The 21939-nt window shown below is 39.9% G+C and carries 19 protein-coding genes; 9 read left to right on the plus strand and 10 right to left on the minus strand.

The features are described from left to right. Positions 1-22 precede the first annotated feature (22 nt). Both SOI76_RS16645 and tusA read right to left on the minus strand, forming a co-directional pair. Positions 23-403 carry a hypothetical protein gene (locus tag SOI76_RS16645; RefSeq protein ID WP_205668476.1) on the minus strand — a complete coding sequence of 127 codons (381 nt, stop codon included), beginning with the start codon at positions 401-403 and terminating at the stop codon, positions 23-25. 131 nt (positions 404-534) lie between these two features. Continuing rightward, positions 535-792: a sulfurtransferase TusA gene (gene tusA, locus SOI76_RS16650; RefSeq protein WP_002053527.1), complete on the minus strand. Its 258-nt coding sequence runs from the start codon at positions 790-792 to the stop codon at positions 535-537. A 184-nt stretch (positions 793-976) separates the two neighbouring features. Between tusA and corC the strand changes: the two genes are divergently transcribed. Together corC and lnt are read left to right on the plus strand one after the other, a co-directional pair. After that, a complete protein-coding gene (gene corC, locus SOI76_RS16655; RefSeq protein ID WP_002114976.1) occupies positions 977-1816 on the plus strand; it encodes an HlyC/CorC family transporter in 840 nt (279 codons plus the stop codon). Continuing rightward, positions 1813-3372 carry an apolipoprotein N-acyltransferase gene (gene lnt, locus SOI76_RS16660; RefSeq protein WP_104080629.1) on the plus strand — a complete coding sequence of 520 codons (1560 nt, stop codon included), beginning with the start codon at positions 1813-1815 and terminating at the stop codon, positions 3370-3372. The genes corC and lnt overlap by 4 nt, the downstream gene beginning before the upstream one ends. A gap of 1 nt (position 3373) precedes the next feature. On the opposite strand, the gene csaA is transcribed toward lnt, so the two are convergent. The 4 genes from csaA to gspF all read right to left on the minus strand — a co-directional run bounded on the left by csaA (position 3374) and on the right by gspF (position 6283). Next, positions 3374-3712 (minus strand): tRNA-binding protein, encoded by a 339-nt coding sequence (gene csaA / locus SOI76_RS16665; RefSeq protein WP_104080630.1) that lies wholly within the window; start codon positions 3710-3712, stop codon positions 3374-3376. Positions 3713-3857: 145 nt separating this feature from the next. After that, positions 3858-4202 (minus strand): hypothetical protein, encoded by a 345-nt coding sequence (locus SOI76_RS16670; protein ID WP_005804170.1) that lies wholly within the window; start codon positions 4200-4202, stop codon positions 3858-3860. A 267-nt stretch (positions 4203-4469) separates the two neighbouring features. Continuing rightward, positions 4470-5054, minus strand: coding sequence for a type II secretion system major pseudopilin GspG (gene gspG / locus SOI76_RS16675; protein ID WP_005065943.1), 585 nt, complete (start codon positions 5052-5054; stop codon positions 4470-4472). 23 nt (positions 5055-5077) lie between these two features. Further along, positions 5078-6283, minus strand: a complete 1206-nt coding sequence (gene gspF, locus SOI76_RS16680) for a type II secretion system inner membrane protein GspF (RefSeq protein WP_032035418.1) — start codon at positions 6281-6283, stop codon at positions 5078-5080. 148 nt (positions 6284-6431) lie between these two features. On the opposite strand from gspF, the gene priA reads away from it, so the two are divergent. The 6 genes from priA to SOI76_RS16710 all read left to right on the plus strand — a co-directional run bounded on the left by priA (position 6432) and on the right by SOI76_RS16710 (position 13813). Then, entirely contained in the window at positions 6432-8660 is a 2229-nt protein-coding gene (priA, locus tag SOI76_RS16685; protein ID WP_104080631.1) for a primosomal protein N', read from the plus strand. Positions 8661-8736: 76 nt separating this feature from the next. Continuing rightward, a complete protein-coding gene (kefB, locus tag SOI76_RS16690) occupies positions 8737-10581 on the plus strand; it encodes a monovalent cation:proton antiporter-2 (CPA2) family protein (RefSeq protein WP_032070412.1) in 1845 nt (614 codons plus the stop codon). Positions 10582-10744: 163 nt separating this feature from the next. Further along, entirely contained in the window at positions 10745-11620 is an 876-nt protein-coding gene (hslO, locus tag SOI76_RS16695) for an Hsp33 family molecular chaperone HslO (protein WP_002114728.1), read from the plus strand. A gap of 137 nt (positions 11621-11757) precedes the next feature. Beyond that, positions 11758-12369 (plus strand): LysE family translocator, encoded by a 612-nt coding sequence (locus SOI76_RS16700; protein WP_104080632.1) that lies wholly within the window; start codon positions 11758-11760, stop codon positions 12367-12369. Between the two features lie 146 nt (positions 12370-12515). Continuing rightward, positions 12516-13472: a DnaJ C-terminal domain-containing protein gene (cbpA, locus tag SOI76_RS16705; RefSeq protein WP_033849582.1), complete on the plus strand. Its 957-nt coding sequence runs from the start codon at positions 12516-12518 to the stop codon at positions 13470-13472. A gap of 11 nt (positions 13473-13483) precedes the next feature. Further along, a complete protein-coding gene (locus SOI76_RS16710; RefSeq protein WP_016142348.1) occupies positions 13484-13813 on the plus strand; it encodes a chaperone modulator CbpM in 330 nt (109 codons plus the stop codon). A 226-nt stretch (positions 13814-14039) separates the two neighbouring features. On the opposite strand, the gene SOI76_RS16715 is transcribed toward SOI76_RS16710, so the two are convergent. The 3 genes from SOI76_RS16715 to rpsO form a co-directional block, all read right to left on the minus strand. Beyond that, positions 14040-15251 (minus strand): magnesium transporter CorA family protein, encoded by a 1212-nt coding sequence (locus tag SOI76_RS16715; protein WP_104080633.1) that lies wholly within the window; start codon positions 15249-15251, stop codon positions 14040-14042. An 85-nt stretch (positions 15252-15336) separates the two neighbouring features. Beyond that, a complete protein-coding gene (gene pnp, locus SOI76_RS16720; protein WP_170814194.1) occupies positions 15337-17424 on the minus strand; it encodes a polyribonucleotide nucleotidyltransferase in 2088 nt (695 codons plus the stop codon). Between the two features lie 257 nt (positions 17425-17681). Then, positions 17682-17951 carry a 30S ribosomal protein S15 gene (gene rpsO, locus SOI76_RS16725; protein ID WP_002114951.1) on the minus strand — a complete coding sequence of 90 codons (270 nt, stop codon included), beginning with the start codon at positions 17949-17951 and terminating at the stop codon, positions 17682-17684. A gap of 210 nt (positions 17952-18161) precedes the next feature. On the opposite strand from rpsO, the gene yfeW reads away from it, so the two are divergent. Further along, positions 18162-19460: a serine hydrolase domain-containing protein gene (gene yfeW, locus SOI76_RS16730; protein ID WP_104080634.1), complete on the plus strand. Its 1299-nt coding sequence runs from the start codon at positions 18162-18164 to the stop codon at positions 19458-19460. Between the two features lie 701 nt (positions 19461-20161). Here yfeW and recD read toward each other — a convergent pair. Next, entirely contained in the window at positions 20162-21913 is a 1752-nt protein-coding gene (recD, locus tag SOI76_RS16735; RefSeq protein ID WP_104080635.1) for an exodeoxyribonuclease V subunit alpha, read from the minus strand. Positions 21914-21939: the final 26 nt, after the last annotated feature.

Consider the following 21939-nt stretch of genomic DNA (forward strand, 5'->3'; position numbering starts at 1 on the left):
GGGCTTTTTTATTAGTATCCACTTATTGAAAAGGCGGTATTTTTGCTACGTTTAAATTAAAATTCTTTTTATAGAAAATAAATGTGCCTAATAAAAATAAGCTAAGAAAACCAAAGTTTCGCACTAAATCGAAGTACCAAACCGATTTACCAAATAATAAATCAAGAATTAACATGAGCCCCATAAAACTTGTATGTAAGATCAAACTCATCTTTATCTTTGGTTCAGGAGCAAAATATGTATTTCTATAACCAAGTAAAATAGTACCTAAAATAATAAGAATACATATAACAATGATAGCGACAGTTTCAGATATCCAAGGGGTTTCTAGATGTAATAAACCAGCTATAGAGAAAAACCAAAGAAAAATAAATAAGCTTCGTTTCAAAAAATAATCTTTCATTTTATACGTCATTTATATGCTTAATTTTATAAATTATATAACGATTCTTATTTGTAAAAAATTATCATTTCAAATTAAAGTTGAATTATTCATGGCTTCTAACCGCCTTTATTAGAAGCCTTATTATTCTATTAACCTTTCTTCACTAAATAATGAAATTCTTTATGACCATTTTCATCTAAGCGTTCTTCTTGCAACAACAACTCATGACCTAAATGCATACAAAACTTAGGAATATCCCACGAAGTCGAATTATCAGTTGCGAAGACTTCAACCACATCCCCGGACTTAGATTTGCGGATGGCTTGATGCAACATCATGACAGGTTCCGGACAACGTAAACCACGCGTATTGAGTTGTACAGTAGGTGAAATGGGTTGCTCTGACATAACAAACTCGAACAAATAGAATTTTCACATTTTAGCATAAACAAATTACTGAGCTGTTAACTGTAACTGGCTTTTACATAACAATATACGTTTTGTCTTTTAGCTTGTTTTATAGATGCATAAGCATCTTTTCTTCGGTATGATCTGTGTATTCATTTGATACATTGAGTCTTTAGGAAAGATCATGCAAGAGGAACCAAGTCCGTCGTGGGGAATGCGAGGCTTACGAAAATGGTTAGGTACAGCGCCAGAAACCCGTGATGAATTATTAAAATTAGTCCAAAATTCACGCCGCTTTTTAGAACCAGATACTGTTGCTATGCTTGAAGGCGTTCTTGACCTTCCAGCTACAAAAATTCGTGAAGTCATGACACCACGAACAGCAATGATCAGTTTACAAGAAGATGATCAATTACTTGATATTCTTGATGTACTGGTTGAGTCTGCTCACTCACGCTTTCCAGTCTTCTCTGCCGATCAACCGGACAATGTTGTCGGGATTTTGCTCGCAAAAGATCTGTTGCCGTTTCTAACTGAACCGAATACCAAAGTCGATATTCGAGTTCTTATGCGCCAACCGTTATTTGTTCCTGAAAGTGCACGTTCCGATCAGGTACTACGCATGTTAAAACATACTCAGACTCACATTGCGATTGTGATTGATGAATATGGCTCAACAGCAGGTCTTGTTACGCTTGAAGATATTCTTGAAGAGATCGTTGGCGAAATTGAAGATGAGCACGACACTGTCGATGAAGATGCTCAGTACATTGTTCCTGACAATGACCATACGGTAGCAAATGCGTGGATGGTGCAAGCACTTACACCAATCGAACATTTCAATACTGTTTTAGATGCTGATTTTTCTGACGATGAAGTAGAAACTGTCGGCGGTTTATTGCTTCAAGAGATTGGTCTGGTAAGTGATTTACAAGGTCAAACTGTTGAGCTTGGAAATTGGTTATTTACAATCGTTGAAGCAGATGCCCGCACTATTCATCTGATTCGAGCTGTACGTCAATGAGAGCATACTTTGAAAAGCTGTTAGATTCTTCGCAACAACAAAAACAGATTCCTTTAATTTTTCCTTTACTCATTGCTTTATTTTCAGGTGCCGTGTTCAGTTTTTCACTGGCACCTTATTATTGGTGGTGGTTGGCAATTTTATCTCCTGCCCTACTCTATGCAACATTACATAAGCGCTCAGCTAAACAAGCCTTTGCGATTGGTTGGAGCTATGGCTTCGGCTTATGGTTTGTAGGCGCTTTCTGGCTCTATACTTCCATCCATGTATATGGCGATACCAATGCATTTCTAAGCGTGTGTATGATTGCTGTTATGGCCCTTGTGATGGGTTTATTTACAGCATTTCAGACATGGGTTTACCGACGATTCTTTCCTGAAACACCACTTACTTTTGCCCCACTCTGGATTGTTTTCGAATGGGCAAAAACTTGGGTGTTTACAGGTTTCCCATGGTTATTTGTAGGTTACGCCTTTACTGAACGTTTACTTGATGGTTATGCGCCGTTCTTTGGTATTTATGCAATTTCCTTCGTCGTCATTGTATTAGCATGTGCTTTAGTTGAAGTTCTGCGTAAACGTATTTTTTGGGTTATCCCTTCTGCCCTATTGGTTTTGAGTGCATGGGGAGCATCATATATACAGTTTGTAAAACCTAAAGCGGCTAAACCACTTAGCGTTTCACTCATTCAAGGTAACATTCCACAAGATTTAAAATGGCTGACTGAATATCAAGTTAGAACATTAGAAATTTATGCTGGTTTGACTCAATCTGAATGGGGTCGTGACTTAATTGTATGGCCTGAGTCTTCAATTCCGCTTTTCCAAACCGATATTGAACCGTTTTTGGATGCAATGGATGCACAAGCGAAAAAGAACCATACTGCTTGGGTAACTGGCATTCCTTATTGGGATTTCGAAAAATCGCATCAAGTTGGTAGCCCACTGTATTACAACAGTATTATGGCTTCTGGCAGTGATTCAAGTGGACTCTATAAAAAGCAGCGTCTTGTTCCATTTGGTGAATACATCCCTCTTTCAGGTTTACTCTCTTGGGTGTTACCAGCCATGCAAAATGATATCAGCATGAGCGGTTTTACACGTGGTGAGAGTGACCAGAAGCCCCTCTTAATTAAAGGGCATGCACTTGCTGCTGCAATTTGTTATGAAGTGGCTTACCCGAACCTGACAAGACGTAATGCGGAAGACAGCGACTTCTTGGTAACTGTATCGAATGATGCTTGGTTTACGGGTACTGCTGGGCCTTGGCAACATTTACAAATGGTGCAGATGCGCGCGAAAGAAAATGGCCGCTGGTTTATTCGTGCAACCAACACTGGTGTAACAGCATTTATTGATCAAAATGGCCATATCACTGAACAAGCACCAATCGATAAAGAGTTCGTCTTGAGAGGCGATTTACCTGCTATGCAAGGCCAAACTCTTTATAACCGTTTAGGTGATTATCCAATTTTAGGATTTGCGGTCTTACTGCTGATTTTAGGTTGGGTTTATCGTCCACGTAAAGTTGACGTTTCTTTTAAATCTCGACGCTAAATCATAATAACTTTGTACCCAGAGGCACTTCAAACTCTGGGATACAAAGTGCGACATCACCATCTGCATTATGAAATCCTGTCACCAAACATTCTGACTGAATAGGCCCTATTTGTTTTTTAGGGAAATTTACTACAGCAACGACTAATTTACCCACCAAATCTTGTGGCTGATAAAGCTTGGTAATCTGCGCACTTGATTTACGTACACCCAATTCTTCACCGAAGTCTACATGCAAAATATAAGCAGGTTTACGCGCCTTTTCAAAAAACTCAGCTTGAATAATTTTACCAACACGCAGCTCTACTTTAAAAAAATCATTCCACTCGATTTGTTCCATTTCATATTTCTCATTTTCTTAAATTGCTGATTTGAAGCATATAATATGTACAAATGAAGAAACACCCTGTTTTTAAGTCCAATTAAAAAATAAAACGTAGATATTGAGTCTACGTTTTATCTAAAAATTTGGTTTTAAAATATTATTAAAAAGCGATTGATAATTGCAGAGATAAATATGCAACTAAACTCGATAAAAAGACCATGGGTACATAACGGTAAGCTTTAAAAAGGAATTGCTCATATTGAGTAGAGATTTGTTTAGCTTGCCAGACGCTCGCTTTTAATGCAGTAAAGAAGCTCACCATTAACCATGCGCTCACAATACTTAATGCGAAGAAACCAATCATGATTTGGCTACTTCCCTCTGTACTCAGCCATAACTTTAATGAAACCTCAGCAATCGGCAATAAACCCAAAATCAATAGGACAGACTTGAGCATTACCCAATGAAACTGAGTCAGTTCATCTAATATGAGAAATGCTTTCATTTAATCTCTCCTTTTAATTGAATAAAGTGCTTTTTATTTATTATGCAAAGCTTTTATTTAAATATATAGCTTATTTTTCTCTACATTTTAACTTTCTTGTAACTATTAAATATGGGAATAATTCTTATTATAAATCTCAAATATTTATATTAACTTTAATTTATATTTTTCAGTTAGTTATTATATTTTTCTGATTGAGAGAGATTATCAATTCGTATTTATCATTTTAACTGTTTAACTGAATTGATAATCTCCATTACATTTTAATTAAGGTTGATAATAAATATCTGCATCATTACCTTCACCGCCTTCTTTGCCATCTGCTCCAAATGAGTACAAATCAAAAGCTCGCCCATCTGCCCCAGGAATGACATATTGAATATCATTTTTCCAGCTGTCTTTAGGATAACCACCTTTTACATAGCCACCTGGCATCCAGTTTTTCGCTGTAGCTGGCTGATTAACCAAAGCATCTAGCCCACCTTCTTGCATGGTTGGGAAATGGCCATTATCAAGTTTGTACTGATCTAAAGCACCCGCCACACCCTTTAATGCAATTTGAGTCGTATCAATTTTAGCTTTTTCACTACGCCCCATGACATTTGGTACGATTAAAGCTGCTAACACACCTAAAATTACAATCACGACCATGACTTCAATGAGGGTAAAGCCTGAGGCACGCTTCATTCGAGCACCGCTCGAACGTGCCGCAAGTCCGAAAGCTGTGCTTGAGGAGCAAACATCTGATAGAGAGCTATGCTCGGAATGGCACGTTGGCTCAAACTGATTTGAAACCGCAGATTCACTATGTTGTTCCATCGCTGTTTCGCTTTGAATATTTTTTACTTTCATCATTATCTCTAATATCAAAGTTATTAAATCATATTGTTCATATTTACGATTGGCAGCATAACCGCGATTACAATAACCAGTACAATGCTTGCCATTAAAACCAGCATAAGCGGTTCAAGTAATGCCAGTAAGGTTGAAATAAATGTCGTCACCTCACGATCTTGCATGGTCGATGCTCGTTCTAACATGCGGTCAAGCTCGCCTGATGCCTCTCCACTTCGAATCATTTGTACCATCATTGGTGGGAAATAACCACTGCGCTCCAGTTGCGTACCCAAGTTACCACCTTCGGTAACACGCTCAGCCGCATGAGCAATCGAATCGCGGATTACCCAGTTGTTGGTCACTGCTGCACCAATTTTTAAGGCATCCACCAAAGGGACACCTGAACGGGTCAAAATAGATAAGGTACTAGCAAAGCGTGCAGCATTAATACCACGTGACAGTTTACCGAATAATGGCAATTTGAGTGTTAATCGATCAAAAGCATAATGTCCAGCAGTGGTTTTTAAAAACCGTACGAATGCAACAACGCCCACCACTGCAAAAAGAATAATAAACACCCACGCGTGGCGAATAAAATCACTGGCTTTCATTAAAGCGACTGTAATCCACGGTAAAGCATCTTTATTTTGATCAAAAGTTTTTACAATCTCTGGCACAACATAAGTCATTAAACCCATCACAATACCGAAAGACATCAGCATTAAAATGATGGGATAAATCATGGCGCCCTGAACTTTCTTTTGCATGGCAAAGCGGTTTTCAGTGTAATCCGAAAGCTGATCTAAAATGAGATCTAAATGTCCCGAGCGCTCGCCAGCAGCCACCGTTGCAATATAAAGGTCTGGAAACCGTCCAGACTGCTGCATACCTTGTGCAAGTGAATGCCCTTCTAAGACTCGAGAACGCACGGATAGTAAAAGATTTTGTACATGTGTTTTTTCACTTTGCCTACTCACGGCGCGCAAAGCTTCTTCAAGTGGAATAGCAGCGGCAACCAAGACCGAAAGTTGTCTAGTCATGAGCGCCAAATCGTAAGCACTGAACTTTTTTTGGAATAACCCCTGACTCTGATGTTTATCTTTTTGTTCAACAGGGTCAACGCTAATTGGTGTCCATGCTTTATCGCGTAATTGTTGGCGAATCTGGCGTGCTGAGTCTCCCTCAAGCACTCCTTTTTGCTGCTTCCCTGAAGCATCAATGGCAGTAAATTGATATGCAGGCATGGTAATGTTCTAATTTTCCAAAAATAATAGTCGCTGCTGTTGCATCTATGCTACGCAATCATTCATATTCGTTCTATAGCCTGTGTAGAATACCCAAGTACTCTTCACGACGCTATGCCGTTTTTTAAAATTGACGAAATGAGCCTCTATGACCATAACGCCAAAGCCTGATTCAGTTGTTTATCGTGTGCGTGTAGCCGTACCTGTACATCTGTACGACACTTTTGACTATACACTCACCCAAGCACAATATGAACGGGCTCATGTAGGCTCACGCGTCGCTATTTCATTTGGACGCCAAAACCTGATTGGTATCATTACTGAAAAAGTGAACCCAAATGAATCATTTACAGGCACCTTTCAGCTTAAAGCCATTTCTGAACTTTTAGACGAACAGCCTATTTTAGATGAACAAGTTTTAAGTTTATTGACATGGTCAGCTCAGTATTACCAATTTCCGATTGGCGAGGTCATGCAAACCGCCCTACCCGCATTATTACGTCAGGGCAAACCAATGGATGTTTTGTTCCATCTTTGGAAAATTACACCATGTGATAATGTTGAAGCACTTCTTAAACGTTCTGTTAAGCAACAAGACGCGTATCAAATTTTAAAGTTACACCCTGCCGGAACTACAGAGAATATTCTTAATTTAAGTGGTGTAGAAACGGCTACGCTTAAAGCACTTCAAAAGAAAGGACTGGTTGACTGTACGCTTGAACCGCACGACTTTAGCCCATCGCCTGTTGAATTGGCACAAATGCCGCTCACGCTAAATGAAGACCAAAAGAAAGCAACCCAGCACGTCGTAAACGCACAGCATCAATACCAAGCCTTTTTATTAGATGGTTTAACAGGAAGTGGTAAAACTGAAGTTTATCTGCACATCATGCACGAAGTGCTAAAGCAAGGTAAGCAAGTACTGGTGTTAGTCCCTGAAATTGGTCTAACCCCTCAAACGATTTCTCGTTTTAAATCACGTTTTAACTGTGATATTGCTCTATTACACTCGGGCTTAAATGACTCTAAACGCTTGCAGGCATGGCAACAGGCCCAGACTGGCAAAGCATCTATTATTTTAGGAACGCGCTCTGCCATCTATACGCCACTGCCACGTTTGGGCCTCATCATCTTAGATGAAGAACATGATCTGTCTTATAAGCAACAAGAAGGCTTCCGCTACCATGCGCGTGATGTCGCTCTTTATCGAGGTCACTTACAAAGCTGCCCTGTTATTTTAGGTTCAGCAACTCCAAGCATAGATAGTTATTATTTAGTCGAAACTGGCAAATTAACTGCACTGCAACTCAACAAACGTGCTGGACATGCACTTTTGCCTAAAATGCATTTGATTGACCTTAAAATTGTCAAAAAACAGCATGGAATTAGCCAGCCCCTTATTGAACAAATCAAACATACATTAGCTAGAAAAGAACAGGTTTTAATCTTTTTAAACCGTCGTGGCTATGCACCTGTACTGGTTTGTGAAAGCTGTGGGTGGCAAGCAAATTGTCCACATTGTGATGCGCATTTTACATTGCACACTCAGCCTTATTCTTATTTACACTGCCACCACTGCGGTACTGTTCATCGCTTGCCCGATCACTGCCCTGAATGCCAGCAAAAAAGCCTAAAAACCTTAGGTGCTGGAACGGCCAAGGTTGAAGAGCACTTACAAGAACTATTTCCAGACTATGATGTGATTCGGGTTGACCGTGACAGTACCAGTCGTGTCGGTAGCTGGCAAAAAATTTATGACCGTATTCACCAAAACAAACCAACAATTTTGCTTGGCACTCAAATGCTGGCAAAAGGTCATCATTTCCCACACGTGACTTTGGTTGCCATTTTAGATATTGATGCGGGGTTACTTAGTGTCGACATTCGCGCGCCAGAACGTACTGCGCAGTTAATTGTACAAGTCGCTGGACGTGCAGGCCGTGGTGAACATAAAGGCCATGTTTATTTACAAACATTAAGACCTGACCATCCATTACTCACCACACTCATCGAAAAAGATTATCGGGCGGTTGCTAAACAAACTCTTGCGGAACGTAAAGTCGCATTGCTGCCACCTTATCGCTATGCCGTACTGATACGTGCAGAATCCAAAGATCGTGACTATACCTTACATTTCTTAAATGAAGCGGCGGAACAATTACGCCAAATTGCAGGTGACATTGTTGATATTTGGGGACCAATTCCAGCCCCTATGGAGCGTAAAGCTGGACGCTACCGCGCCCACATGGTGATTTTATCTGCTGACCGTGCTCGCCTCCATTTTTACTTAAGACAATGGTGGTCACAATTGGTTCATGCACCAAGGCAGCATCAACTTCGACTCTCAATTGATGTTGATCCGCAAGAATTTAATTAGATGGCTTGAATATCATAGTGTGAAGAAGCCTTTTTGGCTTTACACTTAAAAGAGACTAATACATTCGAGGCAATGAATGTCATTCTTACTGCAAGCAACAATTTTTCTTGGAGCTTCTCTGATTTTAGTCCCTCTTGGCAAGCGCCTAGGGATAGCAACAGTTTTAGGTTATTTATTTACAGGAATACTTCTGGGTCCTAGTGTTTTAAATATTGCACATGACCCTGAAGCAATTATGGAACTTGCCGAATTCGGTGTCATTTTATTGATGTTCTTAATCGGCTTAGAGTTACGCCCCCAACGTTTATGGGAAATGCGTGACTCTATTTTTGTAATGGGAAGTCTGCAAGTCCTCATTAGTGGGGCTATTCTTATGCTGATCGTACTATTACTCTTTCAACAGCAGCTTTCTGTCAGCTTTGTCATTGGTTTTGCCCTTGCGCTGTCTTCTACAGCTTTTGTATTACAGCTTCTGACCGAAAAGCAGCAACTCAATACGACTTATGGTCAGCAGTCTTTTTCCATTTTACTTTTCCAAGATATAGCGGCTATTCCGTTGCTTGCCATCATTCCACTCTTGGCAGGAACAGAATCAACCCATCACGGCGTCGCTTATTTTGCAGCTATTATTGCAACCTTTACTGGCCTGTTTCTGTTTAGCCGTTATGTAATGCGTCCCTTCTTCCGCTTTGTTGCTAAAAGTGGAGCGACTGAACTTATTACAGCAGTAGGATTATTTATTATTCTTGCTGTTGTCTTGCTTATGGATACTTTGGGAATTAGCACCACATTAGGTGCATTCCTCACAGGCGTATTATTAGCAGATTCAGAATTTCGCCACGAAGTTGAAGCGAGTATTGCACCGTTTAAAGGCCTACTGCTTGGCTTATTCTTTATGACCGTGGGTATGACCACACAGCTATCACTACTGATTGATATGCCTTTGCTTATTATTGGTGGCGCAGTCGGCTTATTGCTCATTAAAACACTGATATTAACTGCAATTGCCCGCTATAAAAAATACAGCTGGAACAATAGTTTGCTTTTAGGTACGTGCTTGGCACAAGGTGGAGAATTTGCTTTTGTAATTTTGAGCCTTGCAAAAAGTGAGAAGATTTTAACTCAAGCTCTATTAGAGCCAGTGACCCTTATTGTGACGTTGTCGATGGTACTTACTCCAGTAATTTACTGGATTATGGCAACTCAGATCATTCCTCTGTTTAATAAAGAACGTCCACCTGAGTATGACGAAATTCCTCAGCAAGACAACCCGATTATCATTGCTGGTTTTGGCCGATTTGGACAAATTATCGCGCGTATTGCCCGCCTACAACATTTAGGCTTTACTGCAATCGACAACAATCTTCATCAAGTAGACTTTGTTCGTCGCTACGGCGGTAAACTCTATTATGGCGATGTAACCCAGCCCGATTTACTGCGTTCTGCCGGTATTGAAAAAGCTAAAGTATTTATTTTAGCGATTGATGATGTTGAAGACTCCATGAATGTTGCTCGTCATCTTAGATTAAATTATCCAAACTTAAAGCTATTAGCCCGTGCTCGCGACCGTCACCATGTCCATCTTTTAAGAGATTTAGGCGTGGAATATATTTGGCGTGAAACGTATTTATCTTCATTAGGTATGGCTTATCGCGCTTTACGAGAACTTGGAATCTCTGATGAACAAGCCTATAACAATATCGAAATCTTTCGGGATTATGATGAGAAATTGCTCATACAGCAGCAAAGTATTTATACTGATGAACAGAAGATTTTTGAAACACATCGTAATGCCTTAGCCGAGCTTGAACATTTGTTTGAAAGTGATGCGCAGCAACAGGCTACATCAAAGCATGATGTTAATTTAAAGCGTCATTTACAACCAAATCGCATCGACATTACAAGAGATCATCTAGAATAACTTGAGATTTCAGAAAATGGCTATATTAAGGACTTATTCACATTGCCTAAATAATTGGACAATGGGCACAAAGCTGCCCCTGTCCGGCTTGCGGCTTAGCTGCATTTCCTGAGCTTGATTAAAACGAAATAGTTATACTCTGCTTAGGGCCCTGGAGAATATTATGTCTGATTTACGCCAACGCTTTTATATAGAGAACTTTCCAGTACGTGGAGAAGTAGTTCATCTAGAAGAAGCCCTACAAACTATCTTAGCTCAACGTGACTATATGCCTGCGGTTAAAATTCTGCTAGGTGAAATGTTGAGTGCGACTGCATTACTTGCAAGTACACTAAAAATCAAAGGCCGTATCAGCTTGCAAATCCAGGCTAGCGGCACCTTCAAATGGGCGATGGCTGAATGTAACCATTTAGGAGAGGTTCGTGCTTTAGCGGACTATGAAACCGACCCTCGCTTTGTTGAAGCAACAGACAGCAGCACAGTTCTTGGTGCTTTAGTTAATCCGGTTTTATTTATTAACATTGAACCGGAATTTGGCGAACGTTATCAAGGGATCGTGCCGCTTGATCAAGTGACTTTAGCGGGTTGCTTAATGCAATATTATGATTTATCTGCACAAATTCCAACTCGTATTGTGTTGGCAAGTACAGATAAGCGTTCTGGCGGTTTACTGATTCAACTCTTACCACGTCATGATGAAGAAGAGCAAAACTTGGTCGATGAAGATTTATGGCCACGTTTGACGATGTTGACCGAAACATTAAAAGCTGAAGAGCTGACCAATTTAGATGCAAATGAAATCTTATATCGTTTATATAACGAAGAAGAAGTTCGTTTACCAGAAATTGAAGCATTAAAATTTGGCTGTACATGTTCAAAAGAACGCTGTGCAAATGCCCTGATTCAAATTGGTGTAGACGCTGTTCATGAAACTCTAGAACAGCAGAACCCGATTCGTATGGACTGTCAGTTCTGTAATACGCAATATACCTTTACCGCTGAAGAAGCTTTAGCGTTATTTGGTGAACATTTAAGTTAATATTTTAACTTTATAAAAAGGCGGTTATACCGCCTTTTTATTTACCTGTATTTTTTGATGATAATTTTCAACATGTTAATTTAAATAGGATAATATAAGGCTACTTTATAGCCTAATAAATAAGATGCCTAAATACCATGAATTATTTTGATTATTTTCTCTTTATTTTTAGTGTAGTTATCATGATTGCGACCCCTGGCCCTGTCATGATTTTAGTTGCAAGCGCTGGACTTAAAGGGGGCTATAAAAAAGCACTAGAAACCATTTTTGGTACAAACCTAGCATCCCTTGTTTTAATTTTTATTTCAGTACTGGTTTTAAAAGGAGTACTGAGTGTCAATGATAGTTACCTCAATATCATTCGTATTTTAGGCTGCCTATATATTGGTTATTTGGGTTTTAGTATTCTCAAAGAAGTGATTCAAGCACCTCACCCAGAAGCGATACAAACAGTTTCAGCACAAAATGGTGGCTTTAAAAAAGGTTTTCTTGTCGGTATTTCAAACCCAAAAGATATTATCTTTTTCTCGGCTTTCTTTCCGCAATTTTTTTCTATTACACCTCAGTTAAATTTAAGTCTAACCCTACTTACGCTGACATGGATTGTTTTAGACTTCCTCACATTATCTTTAGTTTATATCTTTTTCCGCCGCCTTTCTAACAGTCATTTATATCCAAAAATATTAGGCCTCTGCGGTTTATTACTTCTACTTATTGCCCTGTATGGCTTATATCAAAGTTTCATCTAAATCCTGAGAAATACGGGCTTCACTTACCTATATCTTTTTCTATCAATTTCATTTCGTAATAGAACAACTCTTATACAATCTAGCTTATTGAAAACTCTAAAAATCGTTTCATAATGAAATAAACAACACCATCGTGATAAAACATTATGGCAAAAAATTATTATGAAGAATTAGGGGTTACACGCAAAGCCTCTGCTGATGAAATTAAAAAAGCTTATCGAAAATTAGCCCGTAAATATCATCCCGACATCAGCAAAGAAAAAGATGCAGAAGAAAAAATGCAGGCCATTAATGTTGCCTACGACACACTAAGCAATGCGGATAAAAAAGCTGAATATGACCAGATGTTAGATCATCCTCAAGGTTTTAATAACTTTGGTCAAGGTGCTGCACAAGGGGGCTTTGATGGAGCACAGTTTTATCGTCAAGGTTTTACAGGCGGTGAACAAGCAGATTTTAGCGGTTTTGAAGATTTATTTGGTCGCTTTGGTGCAGGCTTTGGCGGTGGACAACAACAATATCAAAGACAACAACGTAGTTATCGCGGTGAAGATCAACATGCCAGCATAGAGGTTGATCTTGATATTGCCTATCACGGATCAACCCAACAGATTACCCTGCAAATCCCAACCATGAATGCTTATGGCGAGCCTGAAGTTCAACGCAAAACCTTACAGGTAAAAATACCAAAAGGCATGAAAGAAGGTCAGCAAATCCGCTTAAGTGGACAAGGCCAAAGTGGGATTAATGGTGGTGCTAACGGCGATCTTTATATTGAAATCCAGTATAAAGATACAGACCGTGTTCATGTCGAAGGCAGTGATGTGTATTTGACTGTAGATGTAGCTCCATGGGAAGCAGCATTAGGCCAAGGTATTGAAGTGAAAACACCTGCAGGATCTTTACATGTCAATTTACCTAAAAATGCAAAACAAGGACAACAGCTACGTTTAAAAGACAAAGGGATACCAAATAAAACGCCAGGGCATCTGTATTTAATTTTAAATATTGTATTCCCCCCTGCAAATTCTGAAAAAGAAAAAGAAGCGTATCAGCAATTGGCAGAAGCATTTGCTTCATTCGAACCTCGTTCATCTCATTAGGGAGCAAGATCATGACAACCATTCACTATCGAGAAATTGTATATGACGGCCATACCTTTAGTGCAGAGGTCGTTGATGAACAATCTACATTTGACCTACAACAATTTGCCCAAGCTTGCGGCCAAAGTCCTGACTGGATTCTTCAGCTCATTGAATATGATATTTTATCAGTCGAGAATAAACCTGAAGCACATCAGTTTATGGGCGAAGATGTCGCACGTGCACGTAAAGCGTATCGTTTACAACGTGACTTTGACGCAAGTTTAGCAGCAGTTGCGGTAATGTTAGATTTGATTGATGAAGTGCAACAACTTAGAAAACAGTTGAAGCATTTTCATTGAGTTTTTTCTTCTAAATAGCCATTAAACAGGCATGAACTAAGGTGATGGGCGGCATGGATGCCGCCTTTTGGACTGCGGTAACATGGATGTACCGTCAGTCCAATAAGGGGTTTTGTTACTTTTGCCCAGTCAAAAGTAAGGACAAGCCTATATAAAAAATATCTAATTAAACCCTATAGTCGAGGCAATGCTAACCAAACAACTTCGTCATTTTTGGAAGTCTTTATTACTTTAACCGAGTAATCTTTTCCACTTCCTTCAAAGTCTGCTTAATCGGTTCATATTCCAGAAACCAAAACAAATTCATCCGATCTTGACGATGCTGTTGAGCCAATAAATCAATCACACTTTTTTCACCGCGCCCGACCAAATGTTGTCGATAAAAATAGTACAAAAGCAAAATGGTACTCAGTAGCATCACCCCTAACATTATCCAGAAACCAACTGGTGATTTAAGACCTGGAATAAACTCAAAGTTCATTCCGTAAATACCCGTTAAAAGCGTCAGCGGTGCAAATACAGCAGTAATAATGGCAAGAATACGCATATTTTCATTGGTCTGGTTTGCAATTGCCGAGAAATGCAAATCAATCGCCGACTGAATGGCACTACGTAAACGTAAAGTATGTTTTTGAATACGTTCGACATGACTCATTAAATCATTTAGACGCACTAATAAAAGGTCTTGGGAACTATGCGTCTTCTCACCAATCACATGATGATAGTTTTCTACAATTTCATCTCGAAACTCTTGTAAGGTTTCGATTTGCTCTTCGCATAAATTTTCAACCTGCTGAAAGGCCATGTTTTCATGAAACAGCTGATGCCATTGTTTAAAACGGCGATTACCTTGCAGCAATTGCTGTTGCCAATGCTCGACCCTTCTAGTCAAAGGTGAACGGATATCAAGGTAGCCATCCACCATACTATTGAGCAGTCGTAAACATAAATCTACAGGTGAATTAGGCAGCTTACGGGTTTTGTTTTGTTCTTCCAAAGTTTTACATAAAATATTTTCGAGACGTTGAATATAGTTTTCAATCGACTTATTGCCCTGCTCACGAACACTAATCAGAACTTTAGGAGTAAAAATAAAGCTAATTGGCGTAGTTGCTAGGCCAAATACACTCTCGTGGGATTCCCCATTTTTAATTTCATCATCAGGTGTAACGAGCTTTCTAAAAATAAGCAAATCATATTCTTCAAGCGTATCAAATGCACAAGGATGCTCAATATTCGCAATATCTCGCATATGAAATTCATTAATAATCACGCCTGAAAGCTGTTGAATCTTTTGTTGCCATTCTTCGTTATGGTTCACCACATCAGCTCTGACACTATCAATCCAGAAAAACTCCAGAATGTGTTCATTATGCTGTTCACGGCTTAAAAAGACATAACCATCAGCTTGATGGCGATAAAAGTAATAAACCTGCATACCACAATGATCTGTTTTTGTATTACTTGCATCATGCCATAAAAAAAGTCCGCATCAAGCGGACTTTTTTATGTCACTAGAACAATTATGCTTGCTCAATGTCTTTCATAGTCAATTTAATACGACCACGATTATCAACATCAGCAACTTGTACTTTCACTTCCTGACCTTCTTTAAGAACATCTGTTACGTTCGCAATACGTTCATTTGAAATTTGCGAAATGTGAAGAAGACCATCAGTACCCGGCATGATATTTACAAATGCACCGAATTCTACGATACGGATTACTTTACCGTCATAGATCTTACCTGGTTCAACTTCAGCAGTAATTGCTTGAATCTTAGCAATTGCAGCTTTAGCAGCAGCTTTAGTTTCACCAAATACGCGAACTGTACCATTGTCTTCGATATCAATTGCAGCTTTAGTTTCTTCAGTAATTTGACGGATAGTTGCACCGCCTTTACCAATAACATCACGGATCTTGTCTGGGTTAATGTTAATCACTTCAAACGTCGGTGCATGAGCACTGATTTCAGCACGAGCACGTGAAATGACTTTGTTCATTTCATTGAGGATGTGCATACGACCAGCAAATGCTTGGTTTAATGCAACTTCCATGATTTCTTCAGTAATACCTTCAATTTTGATGTCCATTTGAAGCGCAGTAATACCGTTTGCAGAACCTGCTACTTTAAAGTCCATATCACCTAAGTGATCTTCATCACCCAAGATGTCAGAAAGTACTGCGAAACGCTCGCCTTCCTTCACTAAGCCCATTGCGATACCCGCAACTGGTGCTTTAAGCGGAACACCTGCATCCATAAGTGATAATGAAGCACCACATACAGAAGCCATTGAAGATGAACCGTTAGATTCAGTAATGTCAGATACAATACGAATTACATACGGGAAGCGGTCAGCAGCAGGAAGAACTGCTTGAACACCACGACGTGCTAAACGACCATGACCAATTTCACGACGCTTAGGACCAGATTCACGGCCTGTTTCACCTACAGAGTATGCAGGGAAGTTGTAGTGCAACATGAAGTTGTCAGTTTTAGTACCAGCAAGGGTATCAACCATTAACGCATCACGAGTATTACCCAAAGTTGTTGTTACCAACGCTTGAGTTTCACCACGTGTAAATAATGCAGAACCGTGTGCACGATCTAATACGCCAACTTGAACGTCGATAGCACGAACAGTTTTAGTATCACGGCCATCAATACGTGGCTTACCTGACAAGATGTTGTCACGTACTGTACGGTATTTAAGGTCTTCGAATAATTCGTTTACTTCATCAGCAATACCAGTTTCGTCATTTTCTGGAACGAACTGAGCTACAGCTTCTGCATAAAGTGCATCAAGTGCCGCGTAACGATCTTGTTTAACCGCAATTGTATATGCTTCAGAAATTTTAGCTTCAAAAGCTGCTTTTAATTGCTCAAGAAGAGCTTCGTTTTTAGTTGGAGCAACCCAAGTTGACTCAACAGCACCAGCAGCGGCAGCAAATTCTTTAATCGCTTGAATTGCAATTTGCATTTCGTCATGACCGAAAAGCACAGCACCAAGCATTTGGTCTTCTGAAAGTTCTTTCGCTTCAGATTCAACCATCAATACAGCAGATTCTGTACCTGCAACCACAAGGTCAAGGTCACTTTCTTTCAACTGTTCGAAGTTCGGGTTAAGAACATATTCACCGTTGATTAAACCAACACGTGCGCCACCAATTGGACCACGGAAAGGAGTACCAGCAATAGACAATGCTGCTGATGTACCAAGCATTGCTGCAATGTCAGCATCCATAGTTTTGTCAGAAGAAACAACTGTTGCTGTTACTTGGATTTCGTTGAAGTAACCTTCTGGGAACAACGGACGAATTGGACGGTCAATAAGACGTGAAATTAAAGTCTCAGCTTCAGAAGCACGACCTTCACGCTTACCGTAACCACCAGGAATACGACCAGCTGCATATTGTTTTTCTTGATAGTTAACTGTTAACGGGAAGAAGTCTTGACCTGCTTTTGCTTTAGGTTGAGCAACAACTGCAACTAAAACAGTTACGCCACCCATAGTGATTAAAACTGTGTTTGCTTGACGTGCAACGCGACCCGTTTCTAAAACGACTTGATGTTGACCGAATTGGAATTCTTTACGAACGATATTAAACATTGACATGTATTGTATTTTCCTAATTTTATTCTAGTGAGACCCCTAAGGTTTGGCATTCAGACTACACCGATTGGTAGATAAATGACAAAGCTTAGAAGCCATCACACTAGATCAATTATTTAAAATAAGTTAAACGCAAAGAAGGAGCGCACAAGCGCCCCTTCTAAAAATCACTTAACCTAACATTAAGTGAAACTCTCTTTTCAGCGATAAAGCATTGCGACATGCGAAATAGCGAAAACAAAGTAAAAATCGAATTAACGACGTAAACCTAAAGCACCGATCAAAGCAGTGTAACGACCGTGGTCTTTACCATTTAAGTAGTCGAGCAATTTACGACGTTGGTTAACCATACGGATCAAACCACGACGGCTGTGGTGGTCGTGTTTGTGAGCTTTGAAGTGACCTTGTAAATCATTGATTTGAGCAGTCAATAAAGCTACTTGTACTTCTGGTGAACCAGTGTCATTTTCAGCGCGAGCAAATTTAGCAATGATCTCTGCGCGGTCTGCATTAGTTAAAGCCATTCGATTTCTCCGAGATGCTTAAAAAAGTAAACGATATGAATCAGTTGAGGCAACTGACTGCCGTGCATCACTACAGCAAGTCGCCTATTTTAAGGTATCTATAGGTGGATTGCAAAATAGTTTTCAGTAACTTGTCATTTTAGACACTGACATCAGGTCCTTAACCCTGCACACTAGCCTCGAATAAAAAGAAAGAAGCGCGAGGGACGTGTGAAAATTTTTTCAACCAACACTTGTCCAGTACCGGGCAATATTGAGCAAGTCATTCGACAAAAAGATGAAGTTGCTGCTGAACAGGGTGGAATGAGTGATCATCAGATTCAAAAAATCTGGAAAAGTATAGAAGCACTATATAAAACCGGAAACTATCCACTCATTACCTTTTGTTTACGCAGACAAGGTAAAATTTTGCTGAATCGAAGCATTGGATATGCCCAAGGGAACTCTCCGGCAGGACTTCAAGAAAATGCCCTGATTGCAACACCCGATACACCTGTTTGCCTATTTTCAGCATCAAAGATGATCACAGCCATGTTGATTCACCTATTAGATGAAAAGGGCGAAATCAATTTGCTTGATCCTGTAAGCTACTATATTCCGGAATACGGCGTAAATGGTAAGCGCCGTGCAACGCTCTTTCATTTATTAGCACATCGCGGCGGCATTCCCTATATTGATGGCGATGTCACACCAGATTTATTATTTGATAAAGACGAAATTTTAAAACGTTTATATGCTGCCCGACCTGTGTCTCCTGCTGGTAATCATCTCGCCTATCATGCGGTTACGGCAGGTTATATTTTAGGAGAAGTCATTGAACGGGTGACTGGGCAAGACTTACGTGAATTTGTACATCAAACTATCGAAAAACCAATGGGGATGCCTTATTTCAATTATGGCTTAAAACCAGAATACCGTTCAAAAGTCGCCTTAAACTGTGCAACAGGTCTGCACCCACGCCTTGGTACCGATCACTACCTGAATCATGTATTAGGTGGTAGTTTACAACTTGCAGTTGATGTAACTAACGATAGTCGTTTTATGGATACCATTTGCCCAGCCGGTAACATCTATACCAGTGCAGAACAAGCTGGACGTTTCTTTGAAATGCTTTTAAGTGGCGGAAGCTACGGCGGTCAGCAAATCTTCAGTGAAAAAACTATTTTCAGAGCGACTCTTCCCACCACAGGCGTTAACATTGACCGTACTTTGCTAATTCCAATGCGCTATGCTTTAGGTCCAATGTTAGGCAGCAACCCTGTTGGCCTTTTTGGTCCAATGACAGGACAAGCATTTGGCCATTTAGGGTTTTCTAATATCTTATGCTGGGCTGACCCTGAAAGAGATATTAGTGTTTCCCTATTAACAACAGGTAAATCGGTCGTGGGTACCCACCTGCCTGCTTTAGCTAAAGTTCTCTATCAAATCTCAACTCAATGTCCGCGTATACCGAGAGATCAACGCCGTTCTTTATTCGGTAGCGACTCTCATGAGACTGACTTAGTGTAGAGGCAAATAAAAAACCCAAGCATTTCTGCTTGGGTTTTTGGCGCTGTAGTTTTTGTTTATCGTGTTATTACTGTTTTTATTGTCGTTGGTGAGATGCTAGTCACATCCTTCTTGTTGTTTTAACTCACTTCCGTTGTTTTTGTTTCTATTTCCTTATGTGATGTATTGTGACATATCCAATTATGAAGAAAAGTAGTATTTTTCTTATCATCATGTAAGTAAAAACGTACAGGTCTGTCTAATATTTGGCAAATGACCACTTTTAACATTTAACGTACAGTTCTGTATAACATTTAACTTAACAATTCACAGGAAAAATGCCTGTTTTAAAAACATATTACAGATAAATATATTGATATTATTGATTTAAATCTTTACAAGAAAACATCGTGTGGAGAGCGCTAAAAGCAAAGCTTTCTCATACTTTTTGAAAGGTAATAAAAATTAGGATATAAAAAAGCCTTGTAGTCTCTCCCAAAACTACAAGGCTTAGCGGCTGTAAGTTTCCTCTTTATACACCTACTTCATTGTAAGTTCGCAGTCTCTCGACTTAAGTTGTTATTATTGTGCGATTTTGCCCGACATTCCTTGCCAAGCTCGTTGTGCGTTTATAATCTCAAAAACACGGGGTGTACTCTAGCAGCAAATATCTCGAATCTATGTAAGCTTTTTCTTACAAGTGTAAAAATATTAAGTTTGGCTTAACGAACTAACCGATTAACTTTTTGAACTAAACCACTTTTTCGTGTCGTACGAACTGTAAATGCCTGTAATAAAGCCTCTTGGTCAACTAAAAGACTGACTACCTTCTTAGCTCGTGTAATCGCAGTGTAAATAAGTTCTTGGCTTAATAAGTTCTTTGCAGCCTGATCAAGAACAACAGCAGTATGTGTAAATTCAGACCCTTGTGATTTATGAATTGTTAAGGCAAAAGCACTTTGAATGCTTTTAGGCAATCGATTTGCAGCGACCCATTTATTCAAACTTGGGAAATATACTTCAAACTGCTGTGGCTGAGTTCTATGTTCAAAACACAAACCAATGTCTCCATTTGAAATACCGAGTTGATAATCGTTATAGGTCATCATTACCGGACGGCCCACATACCACCCTCCGACAGTCACGATTGATAACTGTTGCTGTATCCAACGCTGCGCATATTGGTTTAACTGCTGCAACCCAAACGGGCCATGACGAACAGCCGTTAAAATACGGTAGTCATCAAATGCTTTTACTACATTTTGGATCTGTTCAATCGAGCGCTCTTCCTGCAAATAGTTCTTTAGACTTTGTATATACCCTTGGAAACCGAGCATTAGCTTTTGATAATAAAGATCTAGGTCTAATTGATTCCCTTCTGGTAAATATTCAAGCTGAACTACATCGGGCATATCTGTTTGTAGAAGTATAGGCTTTAATTCTGAAGCTTGAACAATATCAATTTCAAACCGCTGTAAAACCTCTACATGATCTTGTTGATGGGTTTGCGCCTGAATAAATCTAGCAACTTGCCCAATCAGTGCCCCTTCAGCGAAACGGCGACTGGTTTGTAATTGTACCCTGTTGTCAGCCAATGCCTGTATTTGTTGCAAATCTGCAAGTACCGCCCCGACATCAACGGAAGCGAGTTGATTTGCATCTCCTAATAAGATAATTCGACAAGACTCGGGCACAGCTTCAAATAATAACGTTGCCAGATTTAAATCCAGCATAGAAGCTTCATCCACGACAATAACATCATAAGGCAAAGGTTGTTTTTGATTAAACCGTGGTGTTTGGCTATGTCCCATCCCTAATAAGCGGTGAATCGTTTGTGTTCCCTGATTCCTTAGCTCTTCACTCATTAATCCAGATTCAAGCAATTTAGGGTCGTTAAACGAGTTCTGTAAAGCCTCTTGCATGCGCTGTGCTGCTTTACCTGTTGGAGCAGCCATCGCTACACGAATATGCGGAATTGCCTGGCTCAGCACAGCAATAATACGTGCCAGCGTATAAGTCTTACCTGTACCCGGCCCACCCGTAATAATACTCAAGCTTTGCCGAGCAACCATCTGCAAAGCTGCCTGTTGATGAGGATCGATGAGTAGGTCCAGATAGTCTTCACAAGCTACGGGTTGAATTAACTGTTGCTTTAATCGACAAATTTGTTCTGCAAGTCGTTGCTCTAGGTGCCAATATCGGTATAATGCCAACCCCTGCTCATCGTAGACGCACGGCGCAACTTTTGAAGTTGCTTGATCGGCAGATATAGCAAGCTGACCAAGTGCTGCAATTTGCTCTGAACAGATATCGATACAACTATCGCCTTGTAAGCTCGCTTCAATAAGCTGCTGCAAGTAAGAAGTGGCTTCTGACACTTGCGATTGTTCAGTAAATGGAGCCTGATTTAAGAAGCTACTCCATGTTGTTAACCAGCTTAAATCGGCTTGTTCAGGGCTATTTAGGTTGTCCACACACTTATCCACCTAGTTTTCCACAC

This window comes from Acinetobacter pittii, from assembly GCF_034064985.1.
GTDB lineage: Bacteria > Pseudomonadota > Gammaproteobacteria > Pseudomonadales > Moraxellaceae > Acinetobacter > Acinetobacter pittii_H.

What these genes read in the sequence shown, in the direction of transcription:
- SOI76_RS16645 (WP_205668476.1), bottom strand. Translation starts at nt 403, where the DNA reads ATGAAAGATTATTTTTTGAAACGAAGCTTATTTATTTTTCTTTGGTTT.
- rpsO (WP_002114951.1), bottom strand. Translation starts at nt 17,951, where the DNA reads ATGGCTTTAACTAATGCAGACCGCGCAGAGATCATTGCTAAATTTGCT.
- SOI76_RS16700 (WP_104080632.1), top strand. Translation starts at nt 11,758, where the DNA reads ATGAATTATTTTGATTATTTTCTCTTTATTTTTAGTGTAGTTATCATG.
- tusA (WP_002053527.1), bottom strand. Translation starts at nt 792, where the DNA reads ATGTCAGAGCAACCCATTTCACCTACTGTACAACTCAATACGCGTGGT.
- pnp (WP_170814194.1), bottom strand. Translation starts at nt 17,424, where the DNA reads ATGTTTAATATCGTTCGTAAAGAATTCCAATTCGGTCAACATCAAGTC.
- lnt (WP_104080629.1), top strand. Translation starts at nt 1,813, where the DNA reads ATGAGAGCATACTTTGAAAAGCTGTTAGATTCTTCGCAACAACAAAAA.
- SOI76_RS16670 (WP_005804170.1), bottom strand. Translation starts at nt 4,202, where the DNA reads ATGAAAGCATTTCTCATATTAGATGAACTGACTCAGTTTCATTGGGTA.
- SOI76_RS16710 (WP_016142348.1), top strand. Translation starts at nt 13,484, where the DNA reads ATGACAACCATTCACTATCGAGAAATTGTATATGACGGCCATACCTTT.
- csaA (WP_104080630.1), bottom strand. Translation starts at nt 3,712, where the DNA reads ATGGAACAAATCGAGTGGAATGATTTTTTTAAAGTAGAGCTGCGTGTT.
- kefB (WP_032070412.1), top strand. Translation starts at nt 8,737, where the DNA reads ATGTCATTCTTACTGCAAGCAACAATTTTTCTTGGAGCTTCTCTGATT.
- cbpA (WP_033849582.1), top strand. Translation starts at nt 12,516, where the DNA reads ATGGCAAAAAATTATTATGAAGAATTAGGGGTTACACGCAAAGCCTCT.
- gspG (WP_005065943.1), bottom strand. Translation starts at nt 5,054, where the DNA reads ATGAAAGTAAAAAATATTCAAAGCGAAACAGCGATGGAACAACATAGT.
- gspF (WP_032035418.1), bottom strand. Translation starts at nt 6,283, where the DNA reads ATGCCTGCATATCAATTTACTGCCATTGATGCTTCAGGGAAGCAGCAA.
- hslO (WP_002114728.1), top strand. Translation starts at nt 10,745, where the DNA reads ATGTCTGATTTACGCCAACGCTTTTATATAGAGAACTTTCCAGTACGT.
- priA (WP_104080631.1), top strand. Translation starts at nt 6,432, where the DNA reads ATGACCATAACGCCAAAGCCTGATTCAGTTGTTTATCGTGTGCGTGTA.
- SOI76_RS16715 (WP_104080633.1), bottom strand. Translation starts at nt 15,251, where the DNA reads ATGCAGGTTTATTACTTTTATCGCCATCAAGCTGATGGTTATGTCTTT.
- corC (WP_002114976.1), top strand. Translation starts at nt 977, where the DNA reads ATGCAAGAGGAACCAAGTCCGTCGTGGGGAATGCGAGGCTTACGAAAA.